General features: G+C 34.4%; 18 protein-coding genes and 2 pseudogenes. 12 read left to right on the forward strand and 8 right to left on the reverse strand.

From position 1 onward, the window contains the following. Nucleotides 1-9: 9 nt before the first annotated feature. The 3 genes from ACZZ9T_RS00810 to ACZZ9T_RS00820 are packed head-to-tail and all read right to left on the reverse strand — an operon-like array spanning nt 10 to nt 4,508. Nucleotides 10-1,473 (reverse strand): SusD/RagB family nutrient-binding outer membrane lipoprotein, encoded by a 1,464-nt coding sequence (locus ACZZ9T_RS00810; RefSeq protein ID WP_463440528.1) that lies wholly within the window; start codon nt 1,471-1,473, stop codon nt 10-12. A gap of 10 nt (nt 1,474-1,483) precedes the next feature. Further along, on the reverse strand, nt 1,484-3,814 hold the full coding sequence (locus ACZZ9T_RS00815; protein ID WP_463440529.1) for a TonB-dependent receptor domain-containing protein: 2,331 nt from the start codon (nt 3,812-3,814) through the stop codon (nt 1,484-1,486). After that, nucleotides 3,780-4,508 carry a TonB-dependent receptor plug domain-containing protein gene (locus ACZZ9T_RS00820; protein ID WP_463440530.1) on the reverse strand — a complete coding sequence of 243 codons (729 nt, stop codon included), beginning with the start codon at nt 4,506-4,508 and terminating at the stop codon, nt 3,780-3,782. The genes ACZZ9T_RS00815 and ACZZ9T_RS00820 overlap by 35 nt, the downstream gene beginning before the upstream one ends. 136 nt (nt 4,509-4,644) lie before the next feature. On the opposite strand from ACZZ9T_RS00820, the gene ACZZ9T_RS00825 reads away from it, so the two are divergent. Beyond that, complete coding sequence (locus tag ACZZ9T_RS00825; RefSeq protein ID WP_463440531.1) at nt 4,645-5,229, forward strand: ribonuclease HII; 585 nt, start codon at nt 4,645-4,647, stop codon at nt 5,227-5,229. Nucleotides 5,230-5,338: 109 nt separating this feature from the next. Here the strand turns inward: ACZZ9T_RS00825 and yidC are convergent, their stop codons facing one another. Beyond that, the gene (gene yidC / locus ACZZ9T_RS00830; protein ID WP_463440532.1) at nt 5,339-7,138 is read right to left on the reverse strand and encodes a membrane protein insertase YidC; all 1,800 of its coding nucleotides are present in this window, start codon (nt 7,136-7,138) and stop codon (nt 5,339-5,341) included. A gap of 173 nt (nt 7,139-7,311) precedes the next feature. Next, nucleotides 7,312-8,924, reverse strand: a pseudogene (locus ACZZ9T_RS00835) (CTP synthase). 94 nt (nt 8,925-9,018) lie between these two features. Between ACZZ9T_RS00835 and ACZZ9T_RS00840 the strand changes: the two are divergent. Further along, nucleotides 9,019-9,360 carry a hypothetical protein gene (locus ACZZ9T_RS00840; RefSeq protein ID WP_463440533.1) on the forward strand — a complete coding sequence of 114 codons (342 nt, stop codon included), beginning with the start codon at nt 9,019-9,021 and terminating at the stop codon, nt 9,358-9,360. A gap of 175 nt (nt 9,361-9,535) precedes the next feature. Here ACZZ9T_RS00840 and ACZZ9T_RS00845 read toward each other — a convergent pair whose 3' ends face one another. Beyond that, nucleotides 9,536-10,105: a YceI family protein gene (locus ACZZ9T_RS00845; protein ID WP_463429555.1), complete on the reverse strand. Its 570-nt coding sequence runs from the start codon at nt 10,103-10,105 to the stop codon at nt 9,536-9,538. Between the two features lie 116 nt (nt 10,106-10,221). On the opposite strand from ACZZ9T_RS00845, the pseudogene radA reads away from it, so the two are divergent. The 3 genes and pseudogenes from radA to ACZZ9T_RS00860 all read left to right on the forward strand — a co-directional run bounded on the left by radA (nt 10,222) and on the right by ACZZ9T_RS00860 (nt 14,069). Next, nucleotides 10,222-11,570: pseudogene (gene radA / locus ACZZ9T_RS00850) on the forward strand (DNA repair protein RadA). Between the two features lie 287 nt (nt 11,571-11,857). Then, the gene (locus ACZZ9T_RS00855; protein WP_463440534.1) at nt 11,858-13,396 is read left to right on the forward strand and encodes a M12 family metallo-peptidase; all 1,539 of its coding nucleotides are present in this window, start codon (nt 11,858-11,860) and stop codon (nt 13,394-13,396) included. Between the two features lie 79 nt (nt 13,397-13,475). Next, entirely contained in the window at nt 13,476-14,069 is a 594-nt protein-coding gene (locus ACZZ9T_RS00860) for an acyl carrier protein phosphodiesterase (RefSeq protein WP_463429559.1), read from the forward strand. A gap of 3 nt (nt 14,070-14,072) precedes the next feature. Here ACZZ9T_RS00860 and ACZZ9T_RS00865 read toward each other — a convergent pair whose 3' ends face one another. Together ACZZ9T_RS00865 and ACZZ9T_RS00870 are read right to left on the reverse strand one after the other, a co-directional pair. Beyond that, nucleotides 14,073-14,573 (reverse strand): DUF6702 family protein, encoded by a 501-nt coding sequence (locus tag ACZZ9T_RS00865; protein ID WP_463440535.1) that lies wholly within the window; start codon nt 14,571-14,573, stop codon nt 14,073-14,075. 273 nt (nt 14,574-14,846) lie between these two features. Next, entirely contained in the window at nt 14,847-15,089 is a 243-nt protein-coding gene (locus tag ACZZ9T_RS00870; RefSeq protein ID WP_463440536.1) for a hypothetical protein, read from the reverse strand. 64 nt (nt 15,090-15,153) lie between these two features. On the opposite strand from ACZZ9T_RS00870, the gene ACZZ9T_RS00875 reads away from it, so the two are divergent. From ACZZ9T_RS00875 to ACZZ9T_RS00905, 7 genes are all read left to right on the forward strand, one after another. Then, nucleotides 15,154-15,732: a HupE/UreJ family protein gene (locus tag ACZZ9T_RS00875; protein WP_463440537.1), complete on the forward strand. Its 579-nt coding sequence runs from the start codon at nt 15,154-15,156 to the stop codon at nt 15,730-15,732. 65 nt (nt 15,733-15,797) lie between these two features. After that, nucleotides 15,798-18,173 carry a M1 family metallopeptidase gene (locus tag ACZZ9T_RS00880; RefSeq protein ID WP_463440538.1) on the forward strand — a complete coding sequence of 792 codons (2,376 nt, stop codon included), beginning with the start codon at nt 15,798-15,800 and terminating at the stop codon, nt 18,171-18,173. A gap of 29 nt (nt 18,174-18,202) precedes the next feature. Beyond that, nucleotides 18,203-19,342, forward strand: a complete 1,140-nt coding sequence (locus ACZZ9T_RS00885; protein ID WP_463440539.1) for a T9SS type A sorting domain-containing protein — start codon at nt 18,203-18,205, stop codon at nt 19,340-19,342. A gap of 197 nt (nt 19,343-19,539) precedes the next feature. Then, entirely contained in the window at nt 19,540-19,818 is a 279-nt protein-coding gene (locus ACZZ9T_RS00890) for a co-chaperone GroES (protein ID WP_047444781.1), read from the forward strand. Between the two features lie 100 nt (nt 19,819-19,918). Then, nucleotides 19,919-21,544, forward strand: coding sequence for a chaperonin GroEL (groL, locus tag ACZZ9T_RS00895; RefSeq protein WP_463440540.1), 1,626 nt, complete (start codon nt 19,919-19,921; stop codon nt 21,542-21,544). A gap of 265 nt (nt 21,545-21,809) precedes the next feature. Beyond that, the gene (locus ACZZ9T_RS00900) at nt 21,810-22,586 is read left to right on the forward strand and encodes a hypothetical protein (RefSeq protein WP_463440541.1); all 777 of its coding nucleotides are present in this window, start codon (nt 21,810-21,812) and stop codon (nt 22,584-22,586) included. A 69-nt stretch (nt 22,587-22,655) separates the two neighbouring features. Continuing rightward, nucleotides 22,656-23,204, forward strand: a complete 549-nt coding sequence (locus ACZZ9T_RS00905) for a hypothetical protein (RefSeq protein WP_463440542.1) — start codon at nt 22,656-22,658, stop codon at nt 23,202-23,204. Nucleotides 23,205-23,314 lie beyond the last annotated feature (110 nt).

Genomic DNA, 23,314 nt, shown 5'->3' on the forward strand with positions numbered 1-23,314 from the left:
AACTCTAAATTAATTAATATCCCAAAATATTTTTGTTGTCAATTTATCTCCTCCAATTGCAGAAGAAGCAGAAGACCAATTAGTACCGTTTACCGTCTGTTCATTAATAGGGTAAGTCAATCTTGTTGGTACCTTGCCTTCGGCTGCAGGTATTGCATCAGGTGCTGCCAAAACAGGGTAATCTAATCTTCTGTAAAAATTCCAAGATTCAAATCCTCTGTTATACATGGCAATCCAAGCTTGTTGACCAATTTTTTGTTTCCAATTGGCATTAGAATAAGCTACATCAGGATTGGCCAAGTACGCAGTAATAGCAGCTGCCGGCACGCCCCATTGCTGCATCGATCTTTCAATAGCATTTTGATAATATTGTTGAGCGGAAGATCCTACGGTGTATCCTCTTGCTGCAGCTTCAGCAAGATAGAAATTAACCTCGGCTGCATCAAATAACAATCCTGGTTTATTCGCTGGAAGTAAAGCATCGCCTATGTGAGAATTAGCACTATAGGTATTTGTTTGCCCCACTGTACCTCCGACATAACCTCCTCCAGATACTTCTGTAAAGTAAAAAGGTCTTCTAGGATCATTTAAATTATTCATTGTATTTACAATTTCTTCTTCAGCAACAAAATCATTTCTATTACTTGCAATAACTTCAGCATACAATCTGTTAAAGTTTGGCGAAGTAACGTCATATTTAAATGATGAGTTTTCTGCGTTTGTAAGCATAACACCACCCTTGTAAGCAGACTCCACAGTTTGCTTTGCTAAAGTAGGATTAACATCTGCAAGATTGATACCTACTTTAAGTTTTAAACTATTAGCAAAAACAATCCATTTACTTACATCACCATTGTAAATATTATCTCCCGTTTCGAAACTTGGGTATCCTGAATCTAATGTCCCTACGATCGTATTTAATCTGCTGATCAAATCTTCATATATTGTTTTGGCATCATCATATTTTGGAAGCACTATTGATTCTGGTTTTGCTGCTTCCGTATATGGGACGTTTCCGAAACTGTCGACTAAAACTTGATAAGTATAAATTTCTAATAAATTAACAATTGCTAATTTATTAGCTTGCTGCTTTTCCCATGCTGCCTGAGAAATTGCAGTTGGCTTAACCTCTTTAGAAATAACTTTTTTAGATTCGTTAAGATTACCCAATACATCAGTGTACAATGCTAACCACATATTATCCGGAACTTTTCTGGTTCCGGTAAAATTGAACCTAGCATCATTTCTATAAATCGTTGTAGCTAAATAATGTTGAAAAAATCTAAAGACATTTAAATTTACACTTGGTGTTTCCATTTGATCCATAAGCTCTTTCTGAGCATTGGTAAATAGAAGTTCAGATGGCACCTCGTATGGCTGACTTTGGTTATTGTTGAATTCTTCATCTCCGTTTACACATCCCGTGAAAACAGCTAGAGAACCTATGGTTAGTATTGAAAATATTTTTTTCATTTTAATTAATTTAGAAATCTAATTTTACGTTGAAAGAATAAATACGTGTCGTTGGCATTACCCCTGATTGGAATCCTTGTATATTTCCGGAAGAAGTACCGGCTTCAGGATCAGCATCAGGAAGATTTTTATGTATAATCCATAAATTTTGACCGAGCAAACTTAAAGTCATTCCTTTAATAAATGTATTTCTCAATAAATCTGCAGGTAAGCTGTAAGAAAGTTTTGCCTCACGCAGTTTCACATATGAAGCATCATATACAAAAGCCTCTTGAGGTACACCTGCATCTGTACCGAACGCTCCTCCAGCAAAAGATGCGTCAATTCTTATATCATTGGGAGTACCATCTTGTTTTACTCCGTTCAATATAACTCCACCACCGTTTTCAAGTGTATTTCTGATTGGATTTCCTAAATCATTTAATCCTGCACTGTATTCGTAAATTCCAGTAAGTCCTCCGTAAGATTGATCAAGAGAATATACACTGCCTCCCTGTCTAACATCAATCAGGAAACCCAGTGAAATATTTTTATATCTGAACGTGTTGTAGATTCCACCAATCCAATCTGGTTGAATGTTGCCTAAAACTTTGTCCGATGCTACCAAATAGAATCCATCATCGTCTACCACTTTATTACCGTTTGAGTCATAAACAAATCCTGTTCCCCGAAACGTTCCGTATGGCTGACCAATAGTCGCATTCAGAGTTGTTTCCTGGAAACTTGCAAGCTGTAAATTATCTCTGCCTTGGTTTAAAGCCTTTACAATGTTTCTATTTCTAGCCCAGTTAAGATTAATATCCCATTGGAAATTTGTACTTTTCAGTGGTACTAAACCTAATGATACTTCAATACCTTTATTTTCTGTTTCACCTGCATTGATTAAAGAAAAACTATATGCAGTAGATGGTGACTGAGGCACGCTAAACAGTAAGTCAGATGTATTTGTTTTATAAAGTGACAAATCTAAAGTTACTCTTCGTTTAAACATAGATGTCTCAAGACCCACTTCCCAGCTTTTCTGTCTTTCTGGTTTTAGGTTATTATAGTCTACATAAGTTGTACTTATATCTGCCATAGGAGTTCCGCTAACAGTTCCTCTGTTGGAGAAGAAGCCAGGTCTTCCAAATGCCATATCATTACCAACTTCTGCATAACTTAATCTTACTTTTCCAAAATTTAACCAGCTGCTTTTAAATAATTCTGAGAAAACAAAACTAGAGCCTAATGAATAATAGGTATAGTTGTTATTTGCTTTTGGAAGAGCACTTGACGTATCATTACGAATAGTACCTTCTAAGAACAAAAATCTGTCAAAATCAAATGATGCCTGAGCATAAACTCCAGCTTTCTGACCTCTTATATTGCCTTCGATAGGAGGAAAATACGATCTTGAGTTACCAATTGTATAAAGATCAGGTATTATCAGCCCGCCTGTAGTTGAATTTTCCATACTTCTTTGGCGCTGATCCAAAAACTGCGCTCCACCTACAAACAAAGCACTAAATTTATCCGATATATTTAAATTATACCTTCCAATTACATCGTAGGTCTGTCTCATAACATTATCATCAAAAACCCAATATCCTGAAGTTTCATCAGCTTGTGCAAGGCCAAACTCTTCAGCATGGCTGCCCACAGCCTTTCTTATTTCTTGTTTGCTGTTTGTATAATCTATTGTCGCTCTTCCCAATACATTAAATTTGTCGGTAACATCATAAGATAGTTCAGCACCAGCAATTAATCTTGTTTTATCATCAGATGAATAGTTTTTGTATCTATCCCAATAAGGATTATTCCAAAATGCGGCAGACAGATCACCATCCAGAGGAGAATTCATATTCCATGTATAATTTTGGTTGGTTCTGAAAAATTCGTCTCTCAATTCTAAAATATCAACATTTACTGGCCACCACTGTCTAAAACCGGTCATAATATTATCACCATATCCTACAGAATTTCGTCCGATAGTTGTTTGATCATTGAATGTTAAAAAAGTACGTGCACTAAACTTATCATTAAATTTTCTGGTATAATTACCACTTAGCATATTTTTATTCAATCTACTATTTGGTAAAATACCCGTTTCATAGTTGTTAGTAAAAGTTAAGTTATAAGTATTTGATTCGTCACCTCCATTTAAATTAAAACTGTTGACAAAAGAAAGTGACTTTTGGAAAAATTTGCTAGGATCGTTTTTAGCAGCTACCCATGGTGTTGCTTTTCCAAAGTTTGGGTTTCCTGGTACAAAAGAATTCCATTGATAAACTAATAAATTAGGATTAAATGCAGCACCATATGAAGCATCATCTCCAGTTGGTGCTGAAAATATCAACGACACCATCACCATTTACATCTTCATTAAAAAAACTGTCTTGACCCGAATATCCTGCTCCATATAATTTTTGATATTTAGGAAAAGTTGATCTGTCAATTTCACCAACAGAAACTGTTGAGTTCAATGTAAGACCTAGTGATTTCCCCTTTTTTCCTTTCTTAGTTGTAATGATGACAGCTCCGTTGGATGCCATACTACCATATAATGCAGTTGCAGCTGCTCCTTTTAGAACATTTATAGATTCTATGTTATTTGGATCAATATCTGCAGTAGCATTTCCGAAGTCGAAACCATCTCTACCTCTTGAAGCATCAGTTGAATTTAAGTTACCACTAATAATGGGTACTCCGTCCAAAACTATTAAAGCTTGGTTGTCACCCGTAATACTTTTTGTACCTCTTAAAACAATATTACTAGATCCACCGAAATTACCATTATTTTTAATTTCCATACCGGCAACTTTCCCCGATAAGTTATTGATGAAATTATTTGTTGGTACAGAATTTACTTTCTCTGCGTCTAGAGTTTGTGACGAATAACCTAAGGATTTTTTTTCTCTTTTGATACCAAGTGCGGTTACAACAACTCCCTCAATCTCTTGTGTTTTAATTGTATCTTTCTGCGTTTCCTGAGCATTTACAACAACAAACGAGGAAGATAATACTAAAGCTAGTACACCTGCTGTTAATTTCTTCATATTTATACATTAATTTTGTGTTAACAAAGTTGTGAAACTTTTTCATAAAAAACTGTTAAAAAGAGAAAAAATTATTATTCACTTCATAGTACATTAATTTTTCGATAAATTTGTCTTTACGTAAATGTTAATTTTTATGGAATTATTAAAGAAATGGTCAAATCTTTATATTGAAGCAGGTTGCGATGAGGTAGGCAGAGGATGCCTGTGTGGACCAGTGGTTGCGGCGGCAGTAATCTTGGATGAAAATTTTAATCAGAATCTGGTAAATGACTCAAAAAAATTAACTTTTAAAAAGAGAATGGAACTCGACAGCTACATCAAAGACCATGTAAAAAATTATGCAATTGCTGAACTTCCGCCAACTTTCATTGACGAACATAATATACTGAATGCCAGTATTCATGCAATGCATCGAGCTCTTGATCAACTTACCATTATACCAGAGCTCATTTTGGTAGATGGAAACAAATTTCATCCATATAATTTCATTCCGCATCAATGTATCATTAAAGGTGATTCAAAAATATTATCAATTGCTGCAGCATCTATTTTAGCCAAAAATTACAGAGATCAACTGATGATCCGGCTACATGATGAACACCCAGAATATGGCTGGAACACCAACTTTGGTTATGCCACAAAAAAACACCAGGAAGCCCTGACAAAGCATGGTGTAACAAAATATCACCGTCTATCTTTCAGGTTAAACTATGATTAAATAAATTGGTGTGTGAATTATTATATTACAGATTTTAACATTTTAAATTTAAAATCATTCCAAATAAAAAAGAGAAGCAATAAACTGCTTCTCTTTTTGTTATAATAAGTTATTTCTTTTTATTTTTTGTCTGCTCCTGCGTTTTCTGCTGTTCCTGAGCCTTTTCCATCATTTCTCGCATTCGCTTCTGGAACTTACCTTCTGTTTTCGGCTTTTCTTTATTTGCCTGAATCTGTGCATGAATTTTCTTTTCATCCAGAATCAAATACTTGATGACAAGAATAATCAAGATGTTGATCGCATTTGACACAAAATAGTACCAAGATAAACCTGAAGCTGATGTGTTCAGAAAGAATAAGAATGTGATTGGGAAAATGTACATCAATACTTTCATATTCGGCATCCCTTCCTGTTGTGGCTGCTGCATATTTCCTGAAGTCATTACCGTGTAAATTAAGATAACAATTGTACAAGCAATAGCAAATACACTTAAATGCTCTCCTAAAAACGGTACATTGAATGGCAATTTAATCAAATCGTCATATGCTGTAAGATCTTTTGCAAACCAGAAACCCTGACCTCTCAAGTCGATAAAATTCGGGAAAAATCTGAATAATGCATAGAAAATAGGAATCTGCACCAATGCCGGTAAACATCCCGCCATTTGATTCACCCCCGCTTTCCTGTAAATCTCCATTGTAGCCTGTTGCTTTTTCATAGGATCTGCATCCTTGAATTTTGCGGTTGCTTCATCAATTTCCGGACGAATCACTTTCATCATCGCACTCAATTTATGCTGCTTGTACATAATGGGTGACAAGATTAATTTTACGATAATCGTCATTAAGAAAATTACCCAACCCGCTGTAATTCCCCAAGATGCAATAAGATTGTACATCGGCATGAAGAAATAACGGTTCATTGCTCCGATGAATGACCAGCCTAACGGTAAAATTTCGTCAAAGTTTTTATCGTAGGTTTTTAGTAGTTTTAGATCTAAAGGCATAAAGTACCAGGTAAAATCCTGATTCAATTCACTTCCTGTCATCTGAACAAAACCTTCATAATTCAGTTTTTTCAGATATTCACCTTCTTCGAAGGCTTCCTGATTTCCTTTACTTTGTGTGAAACCATTTTTAGCCTCGATTACAGAGGAGAAAAATTGTTGTTTTACACCAATCCAGTTGAGTGTTTCTTTATCCTCAGTCATATCCGTTCTTCCGTCATAATCATAATCTTCATAATTATTAAACGCATAAGAAAATTCTGAGTGAGACTGTTCCTGAGCTCTTCCTTTTTCGAGATTTCTCACTTGGTAGTCCCAAATAAAATCTGCTTTATTATCAGAAGTAATTTTTGCAAGCCCCTGAGTTCTTACTTTAAAATCAACTCTGTATTTATCTAATAATGTATAAATAAACTGAATAACAGCTCCGTTATAATTGGCAGTCATGGTCACTGCATTTCCTGCAACAGTTGGCGAAAAAACCAAATCTTTAGTATTGATGGTTTTCCCTGTTTTATCTTTAAACTGAAAACCGTAGCTTGAATTATTTTTAGTAATCAGATTAAGCGGAAGATCTGCTTTATCCGTTTTACGGTCATACGCTTTGTATTCTAAAAGTTCCACTTTTGAAACCTGCCCTCCTAAGCTTGAAAATTCAAGTTTCAGCTGCTTGTTTTCCAAATTAGAAATCTGAATAGAATTCGGAGTTACATTGGGATTGATATTGGCTGCCGGAGTTGGTTTTACGGGGTTTTTTGCCTGTTCTGTTTTCTGTTGCTCAGCTTTCAGCTTTTCTTCTTCCTGTTGATTATTCTGAAAATAAAACATGAATCCGAAAAGGACCAAACATAAAACCGCAAAACTAATAATCTGACTTTTATCGAGTCCGTTGTTCTGTTGCATTTTATTTTAATTAAAATTTTAAAATTTAAATCAGCATGGCAATGCCATACTTTTTGAGTCGACAAAAATACTGTTTTTTTATCAAAACTCTACATTATAATATGTTACTATATAATAAACTCAGACTGACAAAAATCAATCTGAGTGTATTATATAACGTCTTTATCAAGTAATTACTTTATCTCTTTCTCACAAGCCTTAATAAAAGCTCTGAACAAAGGATGCGGACTTGCTACCGTACTCTTGTATTCCGGGTGATATTGCACCCCTACATAAAATGGATGATCCGGCATTTCCAGCGCTTCCACTAAGCCTGTTTCCGGGTTTGTACCCGTTGCTAAGAAACCATTTTTCTCAAATTCCTGAATATATTCACTGTTGAATTCGTAACGGTGACGGTGTCTTTCAGAGATATGCTTACTGCTGTAGATTTCATGTAATTTTGACCCGTTTTTCACAGCACATTTCCATGCTCCGAGTCGCATTGTACCTCCTTTGTCTACTACATTTTTCTGTTCTTCCATTAAAGAAATTACAGGATGTTCCGTAGAAGTATCAAATTCCATAGAGTTAGCTTTAGTATAACCTAAAACATTTCTGGCAAACTCAACCGTCATGATCTGCATTCCCAGACAAATACCCAACATCGGAACTTTATTTTCTCTTGCATATTGAGCCGTAAGGATTTTACCTTCAATACCTCTGTCACCAAAACCTGGAGCAACCAAGATACCGCAAACTCCGTCTAGAGTTTCTTTGATATTGTCTTTGGTTAAATCACCACTGTAAACCCATCTTATTTTTACTTCCGTTTCAATATCTGCTCCGGCGTGTTTGAAAGCTTCTGCAATTGAAATATAAGAATCCTGAAGAGAAATATATTTTCCTACCAACGCAATCTCAACCGTTCTTTTTGGATTCTGGAATTTTTTAAGAAAGGTTTTCCAGTCTTTCAGATCAGCTTCTTTGTCACTTTTCAGATCCAATCCTTTCAGCACTACATCATCAAAGTTTTGTTTTTGAAGGTACATCGGAACTTCATAAATTGTTTCCAGATCTTTACATTCAATCACATTATCTAAAGAAACGTTGCAAAATTGAGCCAGTTTTGCTCTTTGATCTTTTGGAATTTTATGCTCGGTTCTGCATACTAAAACATCAGCCATAATTCCGCTTTCCATCAATTGACGAACAGAATGTTGAGAAGGTTTTGTTTTTAATTCTCCACTTGAAGCTAAATATGGCAACAAAGTAAGGTGTATTACCATAGAATTTTTCTCTCCCAATTCCCATTTCAGCTGACGTACAGTTTCTATGTAAGGTAAAGATTCTATATCTCCTACAGTTCCGCCGATTTCAGTAATAATGATGTCGTAGTTCTGCTTAGATAAAATTTTAATTCTGCGTTTAATTTCGTTGGTAATATGCGGAATTACCTGAACTGTTTTTCCAAGGAAATCTCCTTTTCTTTCTTTTTCGATTACAGTTTGGTAGATTTTCCCGGTAGTAACGTTGTTATTTTGAGAAGTTGGAGAGTCAAGATAACGCTCATAGTGTCCTAAATCCAAATCTGTTTCAGCACCATCTTCAGTTACGTAACATTCTCCGTGTTCATAAGGATTCAGCGTTCCCGGGTCGATATTGATATAAGGATCTAATTTTTGGATCGTTACATTAAAGCCACGTGATTTTAGTAGAAGTCCAGAGAAGCAGAAACGATTCCCTTTCCCAAAGATGAAGTTACACCTCCTGTCACAAAGATATACTTTGTATTCTTTTTACTCATTAGATTAGGTTTGTGCAAAGTTAGGGGAAAAAGCAAAGCAAAGCAATTTTGTAACTGAATTTGATTGTGTATTTTAGTAATTAAATTTTTAACAATGCAAATTCTTAATAAACTTGTCTGTCTAAAAAAGGTTGAGCTTTTAACTACAAATGGGCTATTGTTAAAATTTGATAACCTACCACGTTGGAGAAATGACGGCTTCAATATTTATTTTACAGACCGCCATCACGATTATTACGAAGGTGTTTTTATCTATTTCAAAGAGAATATTTTAAATTATCATCTTTTATTTAAAAGTCAAATAGGTGAAAAATTATATATTGAAATTTGTAATCAGCATTTAAATGTTTGGTGTGCTGTAGATTTCGAACACATAGAAGATAGAAACACAATAGATAATCTCGAAGAAATAGAAATTTCAGATTTTAAAAATTGAAAAAATTGAAAAAACCGCAGCAGATTGGAAAAATGAATATGAAAGACTGGAAAGAACTTATCTTGATCTACGTCATAAATAATTTAACCATAGAAATTTATTTGCTTATAAAAAGAAAAAGGCTTCTCAAAACTTGAGAAACCTCCACCTAAACCAAATTATATATATATGAAAATTATTGCTTTACCAATTCAAAATACAAATTCACCTCAACATCTTTTGCCACACCAGCTCCGGTAGGATCATATTTAATATTGTAATCCAAACGATTTACGGTAAATTTTGCCTGCAATCCTGCAACTTCTTTTCCCTGCTGATTTTTTGTAATACCTCCAAAAGTTACAGGAATGGTTATATCTTTAGTGACGTTCTTAATGGTTAATTTACCTTTTAATGTATAATTATTTCCTTTTGCCTGAGAAATAGTTGCACCTTCAAAAGACATCGAAGGAAACTTTTCTACATCAAAGAAGTCTGCACTTCTTAAATGTTTATCTCTCGGATCAACACCTGTATTAATTGATTCTGTATAAACATTGAAATTAAATTTAGCATCATCCAAATTATTTCCCGGCATGGAAACAGTTCCGTCAAATTTATCAAATCTACCCTGCACAAAGCTGATTCCCATGTGTTTGATATTGAAATTGACAGATGAATGCATCGGATCTACGCTCCAGTTATTTTGAGCAAATGTGAATATACCTACTAATGTAAATATGAAACTAAAAAGTATTTTTTTCATTTTTTAAAATTTATAGAACAAATGTACACCAGAAAATTCAAAATATTCATTGATGTATGATAACATTAATACTATTTGTGAAAAATTTTGAGACAGATTTTTTATAATTTTACAGCATGGCAAAACTAAGAACAGCATATTTCTGTCAAAACTGCGGATCTCAATATTCACAATGGATGGGACAGTGTAAAAACTGTGGAGAATGGAATACTCTGGTAGAAGAAATTGTAGAAAAAACTCCTCAAAAAAGTTTATCTCCTTCAAAAACCAAACAGAGTGTCATCAACATTATCGAAGTTGAAGCCATTGAAGAGCCCAGAATAAAAACCCCTTCTGATGAACTGAACCGCGTCTTGGGAGGCGGAATTGTTTTAGGATCGGTCACTTTAATTGGTGGCGAACCCGGAATCGGAAAATCTACCCTTCTTCTTCAGCTTGCCTTAAAGATGAAAAAGAAAATTTTTTACGTTTCCGGAGAAGAAAGTGCATCTCAGATCAAAATGAGAGCCGATCGTTTGGCTGATGTGAAAAATCCGAATTGCTTTCTGTACACTGAAACTTCTTTAGAAAAAATTCTTCACGAAGCTAAGAAACTTGAACCGGATTTTGTGATTATAGATTCTATCCAAACGTTGCAGTCACAATTGATTGAAAGCTCACCCGGAACAGTTTCCCAGATCCGCGAATGCTCAAATGAAATCATCAAATATGCGAAAGAAAACAATGTTCCCGTTTTCCTGGTTGGTCATATTACAAAGGACGGACAAATTGCAGGACCAAAAGTTCTGGAACACATGGTTGATGTCGTTTTGAATTTTGACGGTGACAGAAATCATCTTTTCAGATTGCTGAGAGCGAATAAAAATCGTTTCGGATCAACCTCGGAAATCGGAATTTACGAAATGGTTTCGCAAGGTTTAAAGGAAATAAAAAATCCTTCAGAAATTCTAATTACTAAAAAATTTGAAGAACTGTCTGGAAATTCTGTTGCAGTAACTCTGGAAGGAAACAGACCGATGCTTCTGAAATTCAGGCGTTGGTAAGCACCGCAGTTTACGGAACTCCGCAAAGGAGCTGTACTGGTTTTGATTCTAAAAGACTGAACATGCTTTTGGCTGTGTTAGAAAAAAGAGCAGGTTTTCAGCTGGGAGCAAAAGACGTTTTCTTAAACATTACAGGCGGAATAAAAACAGACGATCCTGCTTTAGATTTGGCGGTTGTCGCATCAATTTTATCATCTAATGAAGACATTGCTATTTCTGAACATTTCTGTTTTGCCGGAGAGATTGGTCTGAGTGGAGAAATACGCCCCGTAGCACAAGTCGAACAAAGAATTACTGAAGCAGAAAAACTGGGTTACGAGAAAATCTTCGTTTCAAATTTAAATAAAATTCCCAAAAGAAAATTCGGGATCAAGATTGAGGAAGTGAGTAAGGTTGAGGATTTTCATGAAAGATTGTTTTAATGTTATAATGCTGAACCTACAGAATTGCCAGTGGCAACCCAAATCCCCTAATGAAGTATTCGGGTTTGCACGTTTTGTAAAGTTTACATTCAGAAGAATATTTTCTGAGTATTTACACAGATTAAAATACTTTCTTGGGAAGTAAAAAATTTATTATAAAATAATTCTAGCCTTATCTTTAACTTAGGTGGAAATTTCTACGAGGGTATTTTTCAGTATTAAAAAAATCTTAAAATTCTAAGAGTAATTGTATATATTTGTGTATCAATAACATTAACAACTCAATTGTGAAAACAAAATTTACCTGTCTTTTCATTTTTTGTATAGCTTTTCTATCGGCACAAAACAGAATTTTTGATCATCCGATAAATGAAAATAACCTTAGCGATCAGCAAAAAATCAGTGCAAATCTTGCGTCTACTTATATTCTTACAAAATATTATTCGCAGCCTTCGTTTGATTTGAAAACTGATCTACAGATTCCTTTGTCTAATAACAAGGTTATTAAAGCTCATTACAAAAAATCGTTTTTATACAGCAATAAGAGCGAATCTTCTGTATATTCTGTGGAAAATGAACCGAAATCTGAATTGGTTTTATCAAAAGCCGGAAACGTAATAACCGGAATGTATGTTTCAGAATCCGGAGAAAAAATTATTTTTCACCAAACTGACAGTAATACTTTCGCAGTTTCCACTGTAAGCGAATCAAATCTTATTAATCAGGATTCAAAAAATGATTTTATTCTTAACGAATCTGCTATCAGTCAAAAAGCAAATGCCAACATTTGTCTATCGACAACACCTGTTTGCGCTGCAACCACGATTGATGTCCTCGTAGTTTATACAAGTGCTGCAAGAATCGCATGGGGTGGCGTAGCACAAAGTAATGCTTTTGTTGCTACAGCAATTACCAATTTTAATACGGCACTTGTAAATTCAGGAGTCAATAACGTGACGATTAATTTAGTGTATTCTGGTGAAATTTTTTACACAGAATCAGGCAGTATCAACACCGATCTCGCATCTTTCCGAAACAGCACCGACGGGTTAATGGATGATGTTCATACACTCCGCAGTACTTATGGCGCCGATTTGTGTGGGTTGATTACCTCAACACCTACCAATACTTGCGGATTAGGATATTTGAACTCAAATCCTACTAATTATTCTTCTAATTCGGCATTCACTGTATCTATTTATAGTTGTGTAGTGTCAAATTATACTCTGGCGCATGAAATGGGACACAATATGGGTCTTAATCACGATTGGTTTGTGAGCCAGTCTACCGCACCATGCAATAACCACCACGGATATAGCAACCAAACAGCAGTAAACTTAGGAGCTTCAAGTACAAATGCTCAACGATGGAGAACCATCATGGCTTATAATGATGAATGTGTGGCAAGCGGAATTAATTGCTCGAGAGTTAACAGATGGGCAAATCCTAATGTAAATTACAATTCTGAGCCAACAGGAGTTTCTATCGGAAACCCAAATCCTTCAGACGAAGCATTCGGTTTCTCCCGTTTTGCGTGTGTAGTTTCACAATTTACGCCAACTTCATCTTTATCAACTGTAGAAAACTTTTCGGCAGATGTTCAGGATTTTACCGTATTTCCCAATCCTGCAAAAGATGAAATCAATATCTGGATTAAAAATGATGAGAAATATACTTTCAAAATCATTAATCCTTTAGGTCAAATTGTTTTGACATCGTATACAAAAAGTATTAATCTTCAAGGTTTAGCTTCAGGCGAATATTTTTTAAGTGTTTATACCGATAAAAATTCTTTGGTTGGAAGCAAAAAATTTATTAAAAAATAAAAAAATCTTCTAAGATATTTCAAATCCTTCTTTAAATTATTTTAGAAGGATTTTTTAATTATAAATACTAAATTGCAGTATGAACTTTCTTGCCCACTCTTTTCTCACTTTCAATGACGGACAAATTGTCGGGCAGTTTCTCGAAGATTTTATCCGAAACAAAGACCGGTATTCTTTCCCGAAAGATATTCAGGATGGGATTACTCTGCATCGCACCATTGATACATTTACAGATTCTCATCCGGCAATTCACGAAGCAAAAAAAGTTTTCAGTCCTCTCGTTCGGCTTTATGCAGGAGCTTTTGTAGATGTTTCTTTGGATTATTTTGTTGCAAATGATTTACATTTAAATTCATTAAAAGGCTGGAAAAAACATTCATTAAAAGTGTACCGAGTTCTGCATGAGCATGATGAATTTCTTCCTGAAAATTTTAAATATATGCTCACAAAAATGGAGCAGGATGATTGGCTTTACAATTATCGTCATGACCAGAATATTAAATTCAGCATGAGAAATGTCTTGAATAAAGCCAAATATTTGGATAAAGATATTCCTGTTTATGAAGCTTTCTTAGATAATAAAGATGTTTTACAAAAATGTTATGACGATTTTTTTCCAGATCTTTTAGCTCATGCGAAAGCTGAAAATGCTTTGCTTCAACTTCAGAAATAACTATTAAAACTGTTGGTACAAATATCGATTGGGATATGTCAGTTTTTCACTTTTGCGGTTGCCGTTAACGATAATATGAACTAAATTGATCTGGTCATCAAAGAGATTATACAGAAAGCTTACCGCAGCTTCTATTTTTTTTGGATTTTCCACTTTTTCAGATTCCAAATAAACGATAACCGACTCATTATCTTCTTCATAACCCACGTAATTGATCTTTAAAAACTGATTATCTGTTTTCAATTTAAAATATTCAGAACTGTAATTTTTTAGCGCTTCGTTAAGCTGGGCTTTATATTTCGATTCGTTAAAATAATAAGGTTTTCCATACTTTTTTCTAAGACCGTTTTCCAGATCATCTAAGAAAAACCTTCCGGTAATCTCAAAAGTTTTTGATTTTGAATTGTAATTGATTTCTACCGAACCAACGTGATAGGGATGGATTTCTTTAGTGAATGATGATAATCCGAGAAAAATAATCAGTAGAAATAGTATCTTCTTCATTTTAAAAGTTCATTTATTTTTTGTGGGTCTTGTCGCATGTCGAAAAAAAGAAGAATGATGATTTAGTATCATTTTCCATTCTGAAAAACATTCTTACATGCTTCTTCCCTATTAATACACTTCTTGTTTTCCTCGTAGATTTTTGAAATTGCAGGTATTTACCTTCTTCCAAATTATTTGCGATTTTTTTTACATCTTCCAAAAAAATTACAATCTCACGATTGGTCCAAACTTTCTTAAGAAATTCAATATTCTCAAATAAAGTTTGTTTAGCTATTTTTGAGAATTCAACTTCCATATTTCCTCATCAATCAACTTGTAAAAATCTTTTTTTGAAATCAAATTTTCATCTTTCAAAGATTCACCGTATTTTTCAATTTCTTCAAAAACCTGAACAGGTAAACCTTCAATCGTTTCGTACTTATTTTCAATGATTTTGACACCTTTTAATTTTTCCAGAAGTTTTTTAACAAAAATATAATCTTCCTTGTCTTCAATTTCAATAGTAAGGTTCATCACTTCAATTTATACAAAGTTAAAATAAATTTTGTATCATCGCATTTCAAAAAAATATCGAAAAATGCAGGACTTTTTATTTTATTTAAAACTTGGCTGGGAACACATTATTTCACTCGATGCACTGGACCATCAGCTTTTTGTATTAGTTTTAATTGCTGTTTACACCGCCAAAGACTGGAAAAAAATTCTGATTTTGGTAACTGCATTTACAATAGGCCATTCGATAACTTTAGCTTTAAGTATTTTCAATATAGTAAGGCTTCCTTCAGATTGGGTAGAATTTTTAATTCCGCTTACCATTGTTTTAACGGCAGCCGGAAATATTTTAATGAAAAATAAAAAGCAGTCGCAAAATAAAACCAATTATTATTTAGCATTATTTTTCGGACTCATTCACGGATTAGGTTTTGCCAATACTGTAAGGGTGATGATCGCCAAAAGCCAGAGCATCGCTGTTCCGCTTTTAGGATTTAACATTGGTTTGGAACTCGGACAAATAGTAATTGTTGCCGCAATTTTAGTAATTCTGTTTATATTATTAAACCTTTTCAAAATCAATAAAAAAGACTGGATTCTTTTTGTATCATCAGGAGTTTTTGCATTGGCTTTAAAAATGACATTAGAAAGAATTCCTTTTTAAGTTTGAAACATTTCTAAATTTTCAACGACTTATTATTATATTTGCTCATTCTAAATTTTTTTCACATGAATTTTAAAGTTACTGTACTTTCAGTATTTCTATATGTAGGCGTTTCGGCACAGAATATTCAAAACAATCCTGGTAGTAACCACGGAAACAGATTTGAACAGTTGGGAACAATTCTACCCACACCAAACGTTTATAGAACGGCTTCCGGAGCTCCCGGACAGGCGTATTGGCAAAACAGAGCAGACTACGACATCACGGCATACCTGGATGAAGACAAAAGAAATCTGAAAGGTTCTGAAACCGTAACATATTACAACAATTCTCCTGATGATTTAGATTATATCTGGCTTCAATTAGACGAAAACCAGCAGTCTACTATCAAAAAAGCAGATTATCAGTTCTCTTCTACCCTGCCAAAATCTACTTCAGACCAGCAATTAAAGACAACAGATTTACCTGCAAAAGATAATGGCTACGGCGTTAATCTGGAAAAAGTAACCGATGCTTCAGGAAATCCTTTACAATATACCGTCAACAAAACGATGATGCGTATTGATTTACCTAAAGTTCTGAAAAAAGGAGAAAAATTCATTTTTAAAATCGACTGGAATTACAATATTCCGAACCGAATGAAAATGGGTGGTCGTGGAGGCTATGAAAACTTCCCGGAAGACGGAAACGATTTGTACACCATCACCCAATGGTTCCCGAGAATGTGTGTGTATAGTGATTTCCAGGGATGGCAGAATCACCAGTTTACAGGAAGGGGTGAATTTGCTTTGGTTTTCGGAAACTATAAAGTTTCTATGAACGTTCCTGCAGATCACATCATCGGCGGAACCGGAGAGTGCAAAAACTACGAACAGGTTTTAACATCCGATCAACTAGCCAGATATAAAAAATCTCAAAACTCAAATGAGCCTGTCGAAATCGTGACTTTGGATGAAGCTAAAAAAGCAGAAAAAAACCATTCAAAACAAAGAAAAACATGGATTTTTGAAGCCAAAGACGTACGAGATTTTGCATGGACGGCTTCAAGAAAATTTGTTTGGGATGCGATGGGTGTAACGATTCCGGAAAATAACAATAAAGTAATGGCAATGAGTTTCTACCCAAAAGAAGCTTATAGTTTGTACAGAAAATTCTCGACTAAAGCGGTTGCTCATACCGTTAAAACCTATTCGGAATTTACAATCCCATATCCTTATCCCGTGGCGCAATCTGTAGAAGCTTCTAATGGGATGGAATACCCAATGATCTGTTTCAATTTCGGAAGAACAGAAAAAGATGGTACGTATTCTGAGGGTACGAAAAACGGAATGATTGGTGTCATTATTCATGAAGTGGGGCACAACTTTTTCCCGATGATCATCAACTCAGACGAAAGACAATGGAGCTGGATGGATGAAGGTTTAAACACATTTACAGAATATTTAACGGAAGAAAAATGGGATAATAAATTCCCTTCAAAACGTGGTCCGGCGTGGACAATTACTGATTACATGAAACTTCCGAAAGATCAACTGGAACCGATCATGAGCAACTCTGAAAACATCATCCAGTTTGGCCCGAATGCCTACGCAAAACCTGCAACCGGATTGAATATTCTTCGTGAAACCATTATGGGAAGAGAGCTTTTTGACAAAGCTTTTAAAACCTATTCTAAGAGATGGGCCTTTAAACATCCGGAACCTGCAGATTTTTTCAGAACAATGGAAGATGCAACCGGTGAAGACCTAGATTGGTTTTGGAGAGGATGGTTTTACGGAACAGATCCTGTTGATATTGCGATTGACAAAGTGACAATGGCAACTCCGGATTTAACAGCGGTAAAAGAAGCCAATGAAACAAAATATAAGGTTGAAAAACCTTTGCAGAATGAGTTTGAAGATATTTCAAAAATCAGAAACAAAGAAGATAAAACCATCATTTTTGAGGTAGAAAAAGATAAAGATCTTCAGGATTTTTATTACCGATATGACCGTGGGCAGGAAAAAGTAGATTCTAATAAAGAGTACAGCTTCAAAGCAGAAGGCAGCGTAGCTTTAGACAAAAAAGAACAGGAAAAACTTAAAAATTTCACAGCGTATCAAATCGATTTTGTGAACAAAGGCGGTTTGGTAATGCCTATTATTCTTGAGTTTACATTTGAAGACGGTTCAAAATTAAAGGATAAATCATCTGCGCAAATCTGGAGAAGCAACGAGAAGAAAGCTTCTAAAACGTTTTATTTTGACAAAAAAATAAAATCGATTCAGCTAGATCCGATGAGAGAAACGGCAGACATTGATACTTCAAATAACCTTTGGAGCAACGACCAGGCAAGTTCCGAAACTTCCAAATTCCAAGTATTTAAGCAAAAACAAGACGGAGCTGTGAGAGGTGGTGCAAACGGAAGAGTAAACCCGATGCAGGCGGCTGGAAAGAAATAATTCATTACCAAAAAAATTAAATAACTTCCATGAAAATAAAACCTACTATAAAAATATTTTTTGTGCGGAAATTGAAAAACTTGTTTTGCATTCTGCCAGTTCTGCTATGCGTTTTTATTCAGGCACAAAATATTAACATTCCTGATGTTAATTTTAAAAATGCGTTAATTTCTGTTGGTGTAGATACTAATAATGATGGTGAGATACAAGTAAATGAAGCGCAGGCTATTGATAATGTGCTCAATCTTGAAAATAAAAACATTTCCGACTTAACAGGAATAAAGGCATTTATAAATGTCAAAACTCTATACGCTAACTCGAATAATCTTACAAGTATTGATATGAGCGGAATGACAAATATTGAGACTGTGGGCTTAACATCCAATGATCTTATCACTGCTAACTTAAGTGGAATGACAAAGTTACAGGCTCTAGGCATGGCACAAAATAATCTTACAAGTTTTAATTTGAATGGTGCTGCGAAATTAACATATTTTGTATGTGAGGATAATAAATTGACTTCTTTCGATTCTAGTAATCTTACCGGAGCAATATTATTAAATTATTTTAATTTGAATAATAATCCCTTATCGTCAGTGAATGTATCTAATTTTCCCAGCTTAACAAATTTCACTTGTCAAAATAATCAGGTGCCTTCAACTTTTACTTTTAATAATTTGCCTAATATAAATAGAATTTATCTGAATAGCAGCAAGGTAACCTCCATACAATTAGGTGGTCTACAAACCTTAAAAATTTTAAGTCTTTACAATAATCTACTCAGCAGTATTTCTTTTCAAGACGGTTTTTTACAAAATCTCCAGTATTTAAATTTGCAATTTAATCCTATTCAGTTTATTTGCAAAGACAGTTATGATGTATTACCCTCACTCTACGCCAGTAACATTCCACAATTAACAGGTGGTTGTGTTTTATCAACACAGGAAGTCTTAAAAAAAGACACGAATTTGGTTATTCATCCCAATCCTGCCAAGGAATACCTTAATTTAAATTATATGGTAAAACAAATTAAGATATATAGCCTAGAAGGCAAGCTTGTATTTGAAAAAAAGGAAAATACTGATTTAAAGGTTAATATTTCTCACCTTCCAGAGGGCACATATTTCCTCAATACTGAATCAGGAAACAGTAAATTTATAAAAGAATAGGATCCTATTTATCAATAATAACGAGACAATTTTCAGATATTTTCGCAATAATTTCAAAAAAGTCATCTTTTTCAGATGACTTTTTTTCTGCCAAAATTTCACATCTTTAAAAAAAATCTGCCAAAATTCTAGTTATCGTTCCGTGGCACAGATTTAGAGATTTACGACACAGAAATAACTTAAAAATAAAATATATTATGTCAGTAAACTTTAAACCCTTAGCAGACAGAGTGCTTATCGAGCCCATCGCTGCAGAAACCAAAACAGCTTCAGGTATTATTATTCCAGACACTGCTAAAGAAAAACCACAGGAAGGTACCGTAGTAGCAGTAGGTCCTGGTAAAGTAGACGAGCCTACCACTGTAAAAGTAGGAGATAAAGTTCTTTATGGGAAATATTCAGGTTCCGAATTAAAACTAGACGGAAAAGATTTCTTAATCGTAAAAGAAGGTGATCTTTTAGGAGTAATCGGATAAGATTCCAGACATCAGATTTCAGACTATTCAAACTAAATTCAAATTAAAACAAGTGTTACATGTCTAACTTCTGACATCTAACATCTAATATCTAATCAAAATGGCAAAAGAAATAAAATTCGATATCGAGTCAAGAGACGCTCTAAAAAGAGGGGTTGATGCATTGGCTAATGCAGTAAAAGTAACTTTAGGACCAAAAGGCAGAAACGTTGTCATCGAAAAATCTTTCGGTGCACCTCACGTTACTAAAGATGGTGTTTCTGTAGCAAAAGAAATCGAACTTGAAGACAGAGTAGAAAACATGGGAGCGCAAATGGTAAAAGAAGTGGCTTCCAAAACCAATGATATCGCAGGAGACGGTACTACTACCGCTACTGTTCTGGCACAGGCAATCGTAAGAGAAGGTCTTAAAAACGTAGCTGCAGGTGCAAACCCAATGGACTTGAAAAGAGGAATCGACAAAGCAGTAACTGCTGTTGTTGCTAACCTTAAAGAGCAGTCTAAGCAAGTTGGAGATTCTACAGAAATGGTGAAGCAGGTTGCTTCAGTTTCTGCAAACAACGACGAAACGATCGGATCTTTGATCGCTGAAGCTTTCGGAAAAGTAGGTAAAGAAGGAGTTATCACTGTAGAAGAAGCTAAAGGTATTGATACAACGGTAGATGTTGTAGAAGGTATGCAGTTTGACAGAGGTTACCAGTCTCCATATTTCGTGACGAATCCTGAGAAAATGACGGTTGAATTGGAAAACCCTTACATTCTTTTGGTTGAGAAAAAAATCTCTTCAATGAAAGAATTGCTTCCTGTTCTTGAGCCGATCGCACAAAGCGGAAAATCTTTATTGATTATTTCTGAAGAAGTTGAAGGTGAAGCTTTGGCAACTTTGGTAGTTAACAAATTAAGAGGTTCTCTTAAAATCGCTGCTGTAAAAGCTCCAGGATTTGGTGACAGAAGAAAAGCAATGTTGGAAGATATCGCAATCTTAACTGGTGGACAAGTAATTTCTGAAGAGCAAGGTTTCACAATGGAAAACGTATCTCTTGATATGTTGGGAACTGCTGAGAAAGTATCGATCGACAAAGACAACACAACAGTTGTAAACGGTGGTGGTGAAGAAAGCAAGATCAAAGGTAGAGTAAACCAGATCAAAGCTCAGATGGAAACTACGACTTCTGACTACGACAGAGAAAAACTACAGGAGAGGTTGGCTAAATTAGCTGGTGGTGTTGCCGTTCTTTACGTAGGTGCAGCTTCTGAAGTTGAAATGAAAGAGAAAAAAGACAGAGTTGATGATGCATTAAACGCTACGAGAGCAGCGGTTGAAGAAGGTATCGTTGCAGGTGGTGGTGTTGCTTTTGTAAGAGCAATCTCTGCTTTAACCAACCTTGAAGGAATCAATGCGGATGAAACTACTGGTATTAAAATCGTAAAAAGAGCAATCGAAGAGCCATTAAGACAAATCGTTGCCAACGCAGGAGGTGAAGGTTCTGTAATCGTAGCTAAAGTTGCTGAAGGCAGCGGAGACTTCGGATACAACGCTAAAACTGACGAGTATGTAAACATGCTTGAAGCAGGAATCATCGACCCTACGAAAGTAACAAGAGTTGCCCTTGAAAACGCAGCTTCAGTTTCTGGAATGCTATTAACTACAGAGTGTGTTATCACTGAAATTAAGAGCGCAGAACCTGCCATGCCAATGGGAGGTGGAATGCCGGGAATGATGTAACAGCGTTTTTCTGAGACTATATAAATTTAAGCCGTTCAGATTTTTCTGGGCGGCTTTTTTTGAATATAAAGTTTTAATGCAAATAGCAGAATTGTAGCGAAATATTTTTACAGAAATTTTATTTATCTTTAAATTTTGTTAGTTATCTAAAATAATTTGATGATTTGCAATTATATAGCAAAAATAAAAACAACAGTAGCGCAATTATATATTTTTTATATTGGCGCAATGCGTAAATTTGGTATTAACTCAATTATAATCGAATATGAGTAAAATATTTACATTATTTTTATTACTATTTTCCGGGTTTATATATTCCCAAAGTATACTTAGCTATCTAAACTTTACGACAGAAAGTGATTTTTTTTCGAATAAACCGGTCTCTAAAGCGACTCTACTTTTTACTTTTTATAATAAATCCGGAGTTGAAAATAAAAAAGAAGTTATTACATATAATGTTGCTAATAGAGCGATGATTGAAATGAGATATGATGGCGATAATAATCTAAAGCAACGGCTTACCAGATTTTATGATGAAACAAACGTGCGAAGTACATTCAGAAGATTTGAAAATTGGCATCCAATCTTAGGCAGAACAGTTGAAGACGTAAACTACAGATACGATCAAAATGGCTTTCTATTGAACATTTCCGAAAAGAATGATAGAGGAATTATCCTTAGAGAAACGACTCTAAAAAACGATATAAAAGGAAACCCAATAGAGTTAATTATTTCAATAGGAAATGTGATTCAAGGTAGGGAAACAGCAGAATATTTTTACGATGAAAATCTGGTTGTGATAAATTATTATAATCAAAAGAATGATCTTAAAAATTCTATAAAGAACAAAATAAAAAATACAACCCCAGATTCAAAAGAGATAGTAAATGAATATGGGGATGTGATAAAGTCTCCGACTTTTGAGCAGGAAATTAAATATGACAAATCAGGGAACTGGATTAAAAAAATTCATTATCAAATTCAAAACGGGAATCGTATAAAAAAATCAGAGTTTATAAGAACTATTAAATATAAAAGCTAATACCCGCTTGTAAGAATAATGTCGGGAGACTTTGCATAGCTTGAATTGCATCTCATTTAAATTAATTGTATGAAATTTCTTTTTTACTTATTGATATTATTAATTGCACCTTATGCATATTCACAACATAAATTCAAATTGAAGCCGGAAACAAATAATTATGAATGTGCGTTAAAAAAAGAAAAAAAAATTGATAGAAAACTTGATAAAAAAGGTTATTATGGAAAAATATTTCAAATTGATAATAATATTACTTTAACAAAGAGTCACTTTATATATGTAGATATTGAAGACAATATCTGGATAGAAATCACAAAAGCATTAAAGACTTCTACTCCAACACAAAAAGAAATCTCTTCTCTCAGTTCAAAATCAAAGAATGATGTGTTTATTTTATTAAAAGACTTAAAAAGAGTTCTCCAAGAAAAACACAACATTTGTAATCTTAAAGAATATTACATCCGAATTGACTATGAAGATGTCGCAAATCATAAACTTCACAGATTTGAATATCGATTTGAATATAAACTACTAATGAAACTACTTAAAAATATTAATATGAAAAAAAACAAACAGGAAATTTTGAAGAAGATTTCAACCGGTACTGTTAATTTTTAAAAACACTAATCATAAACCAGTCAAAAGTTTTAAAATTCAACCAAGTTTTTATGTAATTTCGTCACCAACTGCACTAAATCAGAAACCAGCAAATACAAGGTCAATAAAAA

The sequence above is a fragment of the Chryseobacterium sp. AC417 genome, assembly GCF_979258215.1.

Bases quoted from the DNA above. Each gene is read 5' to 3' on its own strand.
- ACZZ9T_RS00860 (WP_463429559.1), top strand. From the start codon at position 13,476: ATGAACTTTCTTGCCCACTCTTTTCTCACTTTCAATGACGGACAAATT.
- ACZZ9T_RS00870 (WP_463440536.1), bottom strand. From the start codon at position 15,089: ATGAACCTTACTATTGAAATTGAAGACAAGGAAGATTATATTTTTGTT.
- ACZZ9T_RS00810 (WP_463440528.1), bottom strand. From the start codon at position 1,473: ATGAAAAAAATATTTTCAATACTAACCATAGGTTCTCTAGCTGTTTTC.
- groL (WP_463440540.1), top strand. From the start codon at position 19,919: ATGGCAAAAGAAATAAAATTCGATATCGAGTCAAGAGACGCTCTAAAA.
- ACZZ9T_RS00885 (WP_463440539.1), top strand. From the start codon at position 18,203: ATGAAAATAAAACCTACTATAAAAATATTTTTTGTGCGGAAATTGAAA.
- ACZZ9T_RS00875 (WP_463440537.1), top strand. From the start codon at position 15,154: ATGCAGGACTTTTTATTTTATTTAAAACTTGGCTGGGAACACATTATT.
- ACZZ9T_RS00890 (WP_047444781.1), top strand. From the start codon at position 19,540: ATGTCAGTAAACTTTAAACCCTTAGCAGACAGAGTGCTTATCGAGCCC.
- ACZZ9T_RS00880 (WP_463440538.1), top strand. From the start codon at position 15,798: ATGAATTTTAAAGTTACTGTACTTTCAGTATTTCTATATGTAGGCGTT.
- ACZZ9T_RS00905 (WP_463440542.1), top strand. From the start codon at position 22,656: ATGAAATTTCTTTTTTACTTATTGATATTATTAATTGCACCTTATGCA.
- ACZZ9T_RS00820 (WP_463440530.1), bottom strand. From the start codon at position 4,508: ATGAAGAAATTAACAGCAGGTGTACTAGCTTTAGTATTATCTTCCTCG.
- ACZZ9T_RS00840 (WP_463440533.1), top strand. From the start codon at position 9,019: ATGCAAATTCTTAATAAACTTGTCTGTCTAAAAAAGGTTGAGCTTTTA.
- ACZZ9T_RS00845 (WP_463429555.1), bottom strand. From the start codon at position 10,105: ATGAAAAAAATACTTTTTAGTTTCATATTTACATTAGTAGGTATATTC.
- ACZZ9T_RS00825 (WP_463440531.1), top strand. From the start codon at position 4,645: ATGGAATTATTAAAGAAATGGTCAAATCTTTATATTGAAGCAGGTTGC.
- yidC (WP_463440532.1), bottom strand. From the start codon at position 7,138: ATGCAACAGAACAACGGACTCGATAAAAGTCAGATTATTAGTTTTGCG.
- ACZZ9T_RS00900 (WP_463440541.1), top strand. From the start codon at position 21,810: ATGAGTAAAATATTTACATTATTTTTATTACTATTTTCCGGGTTTATA.
- ACZZ9T_RS00865 (WP_463440535.1), bottom strand. From the start codon at position 14,573: ATGAAGAAGATACTATTTCTACTGATTATTTTTCTCGGATTATCATCA.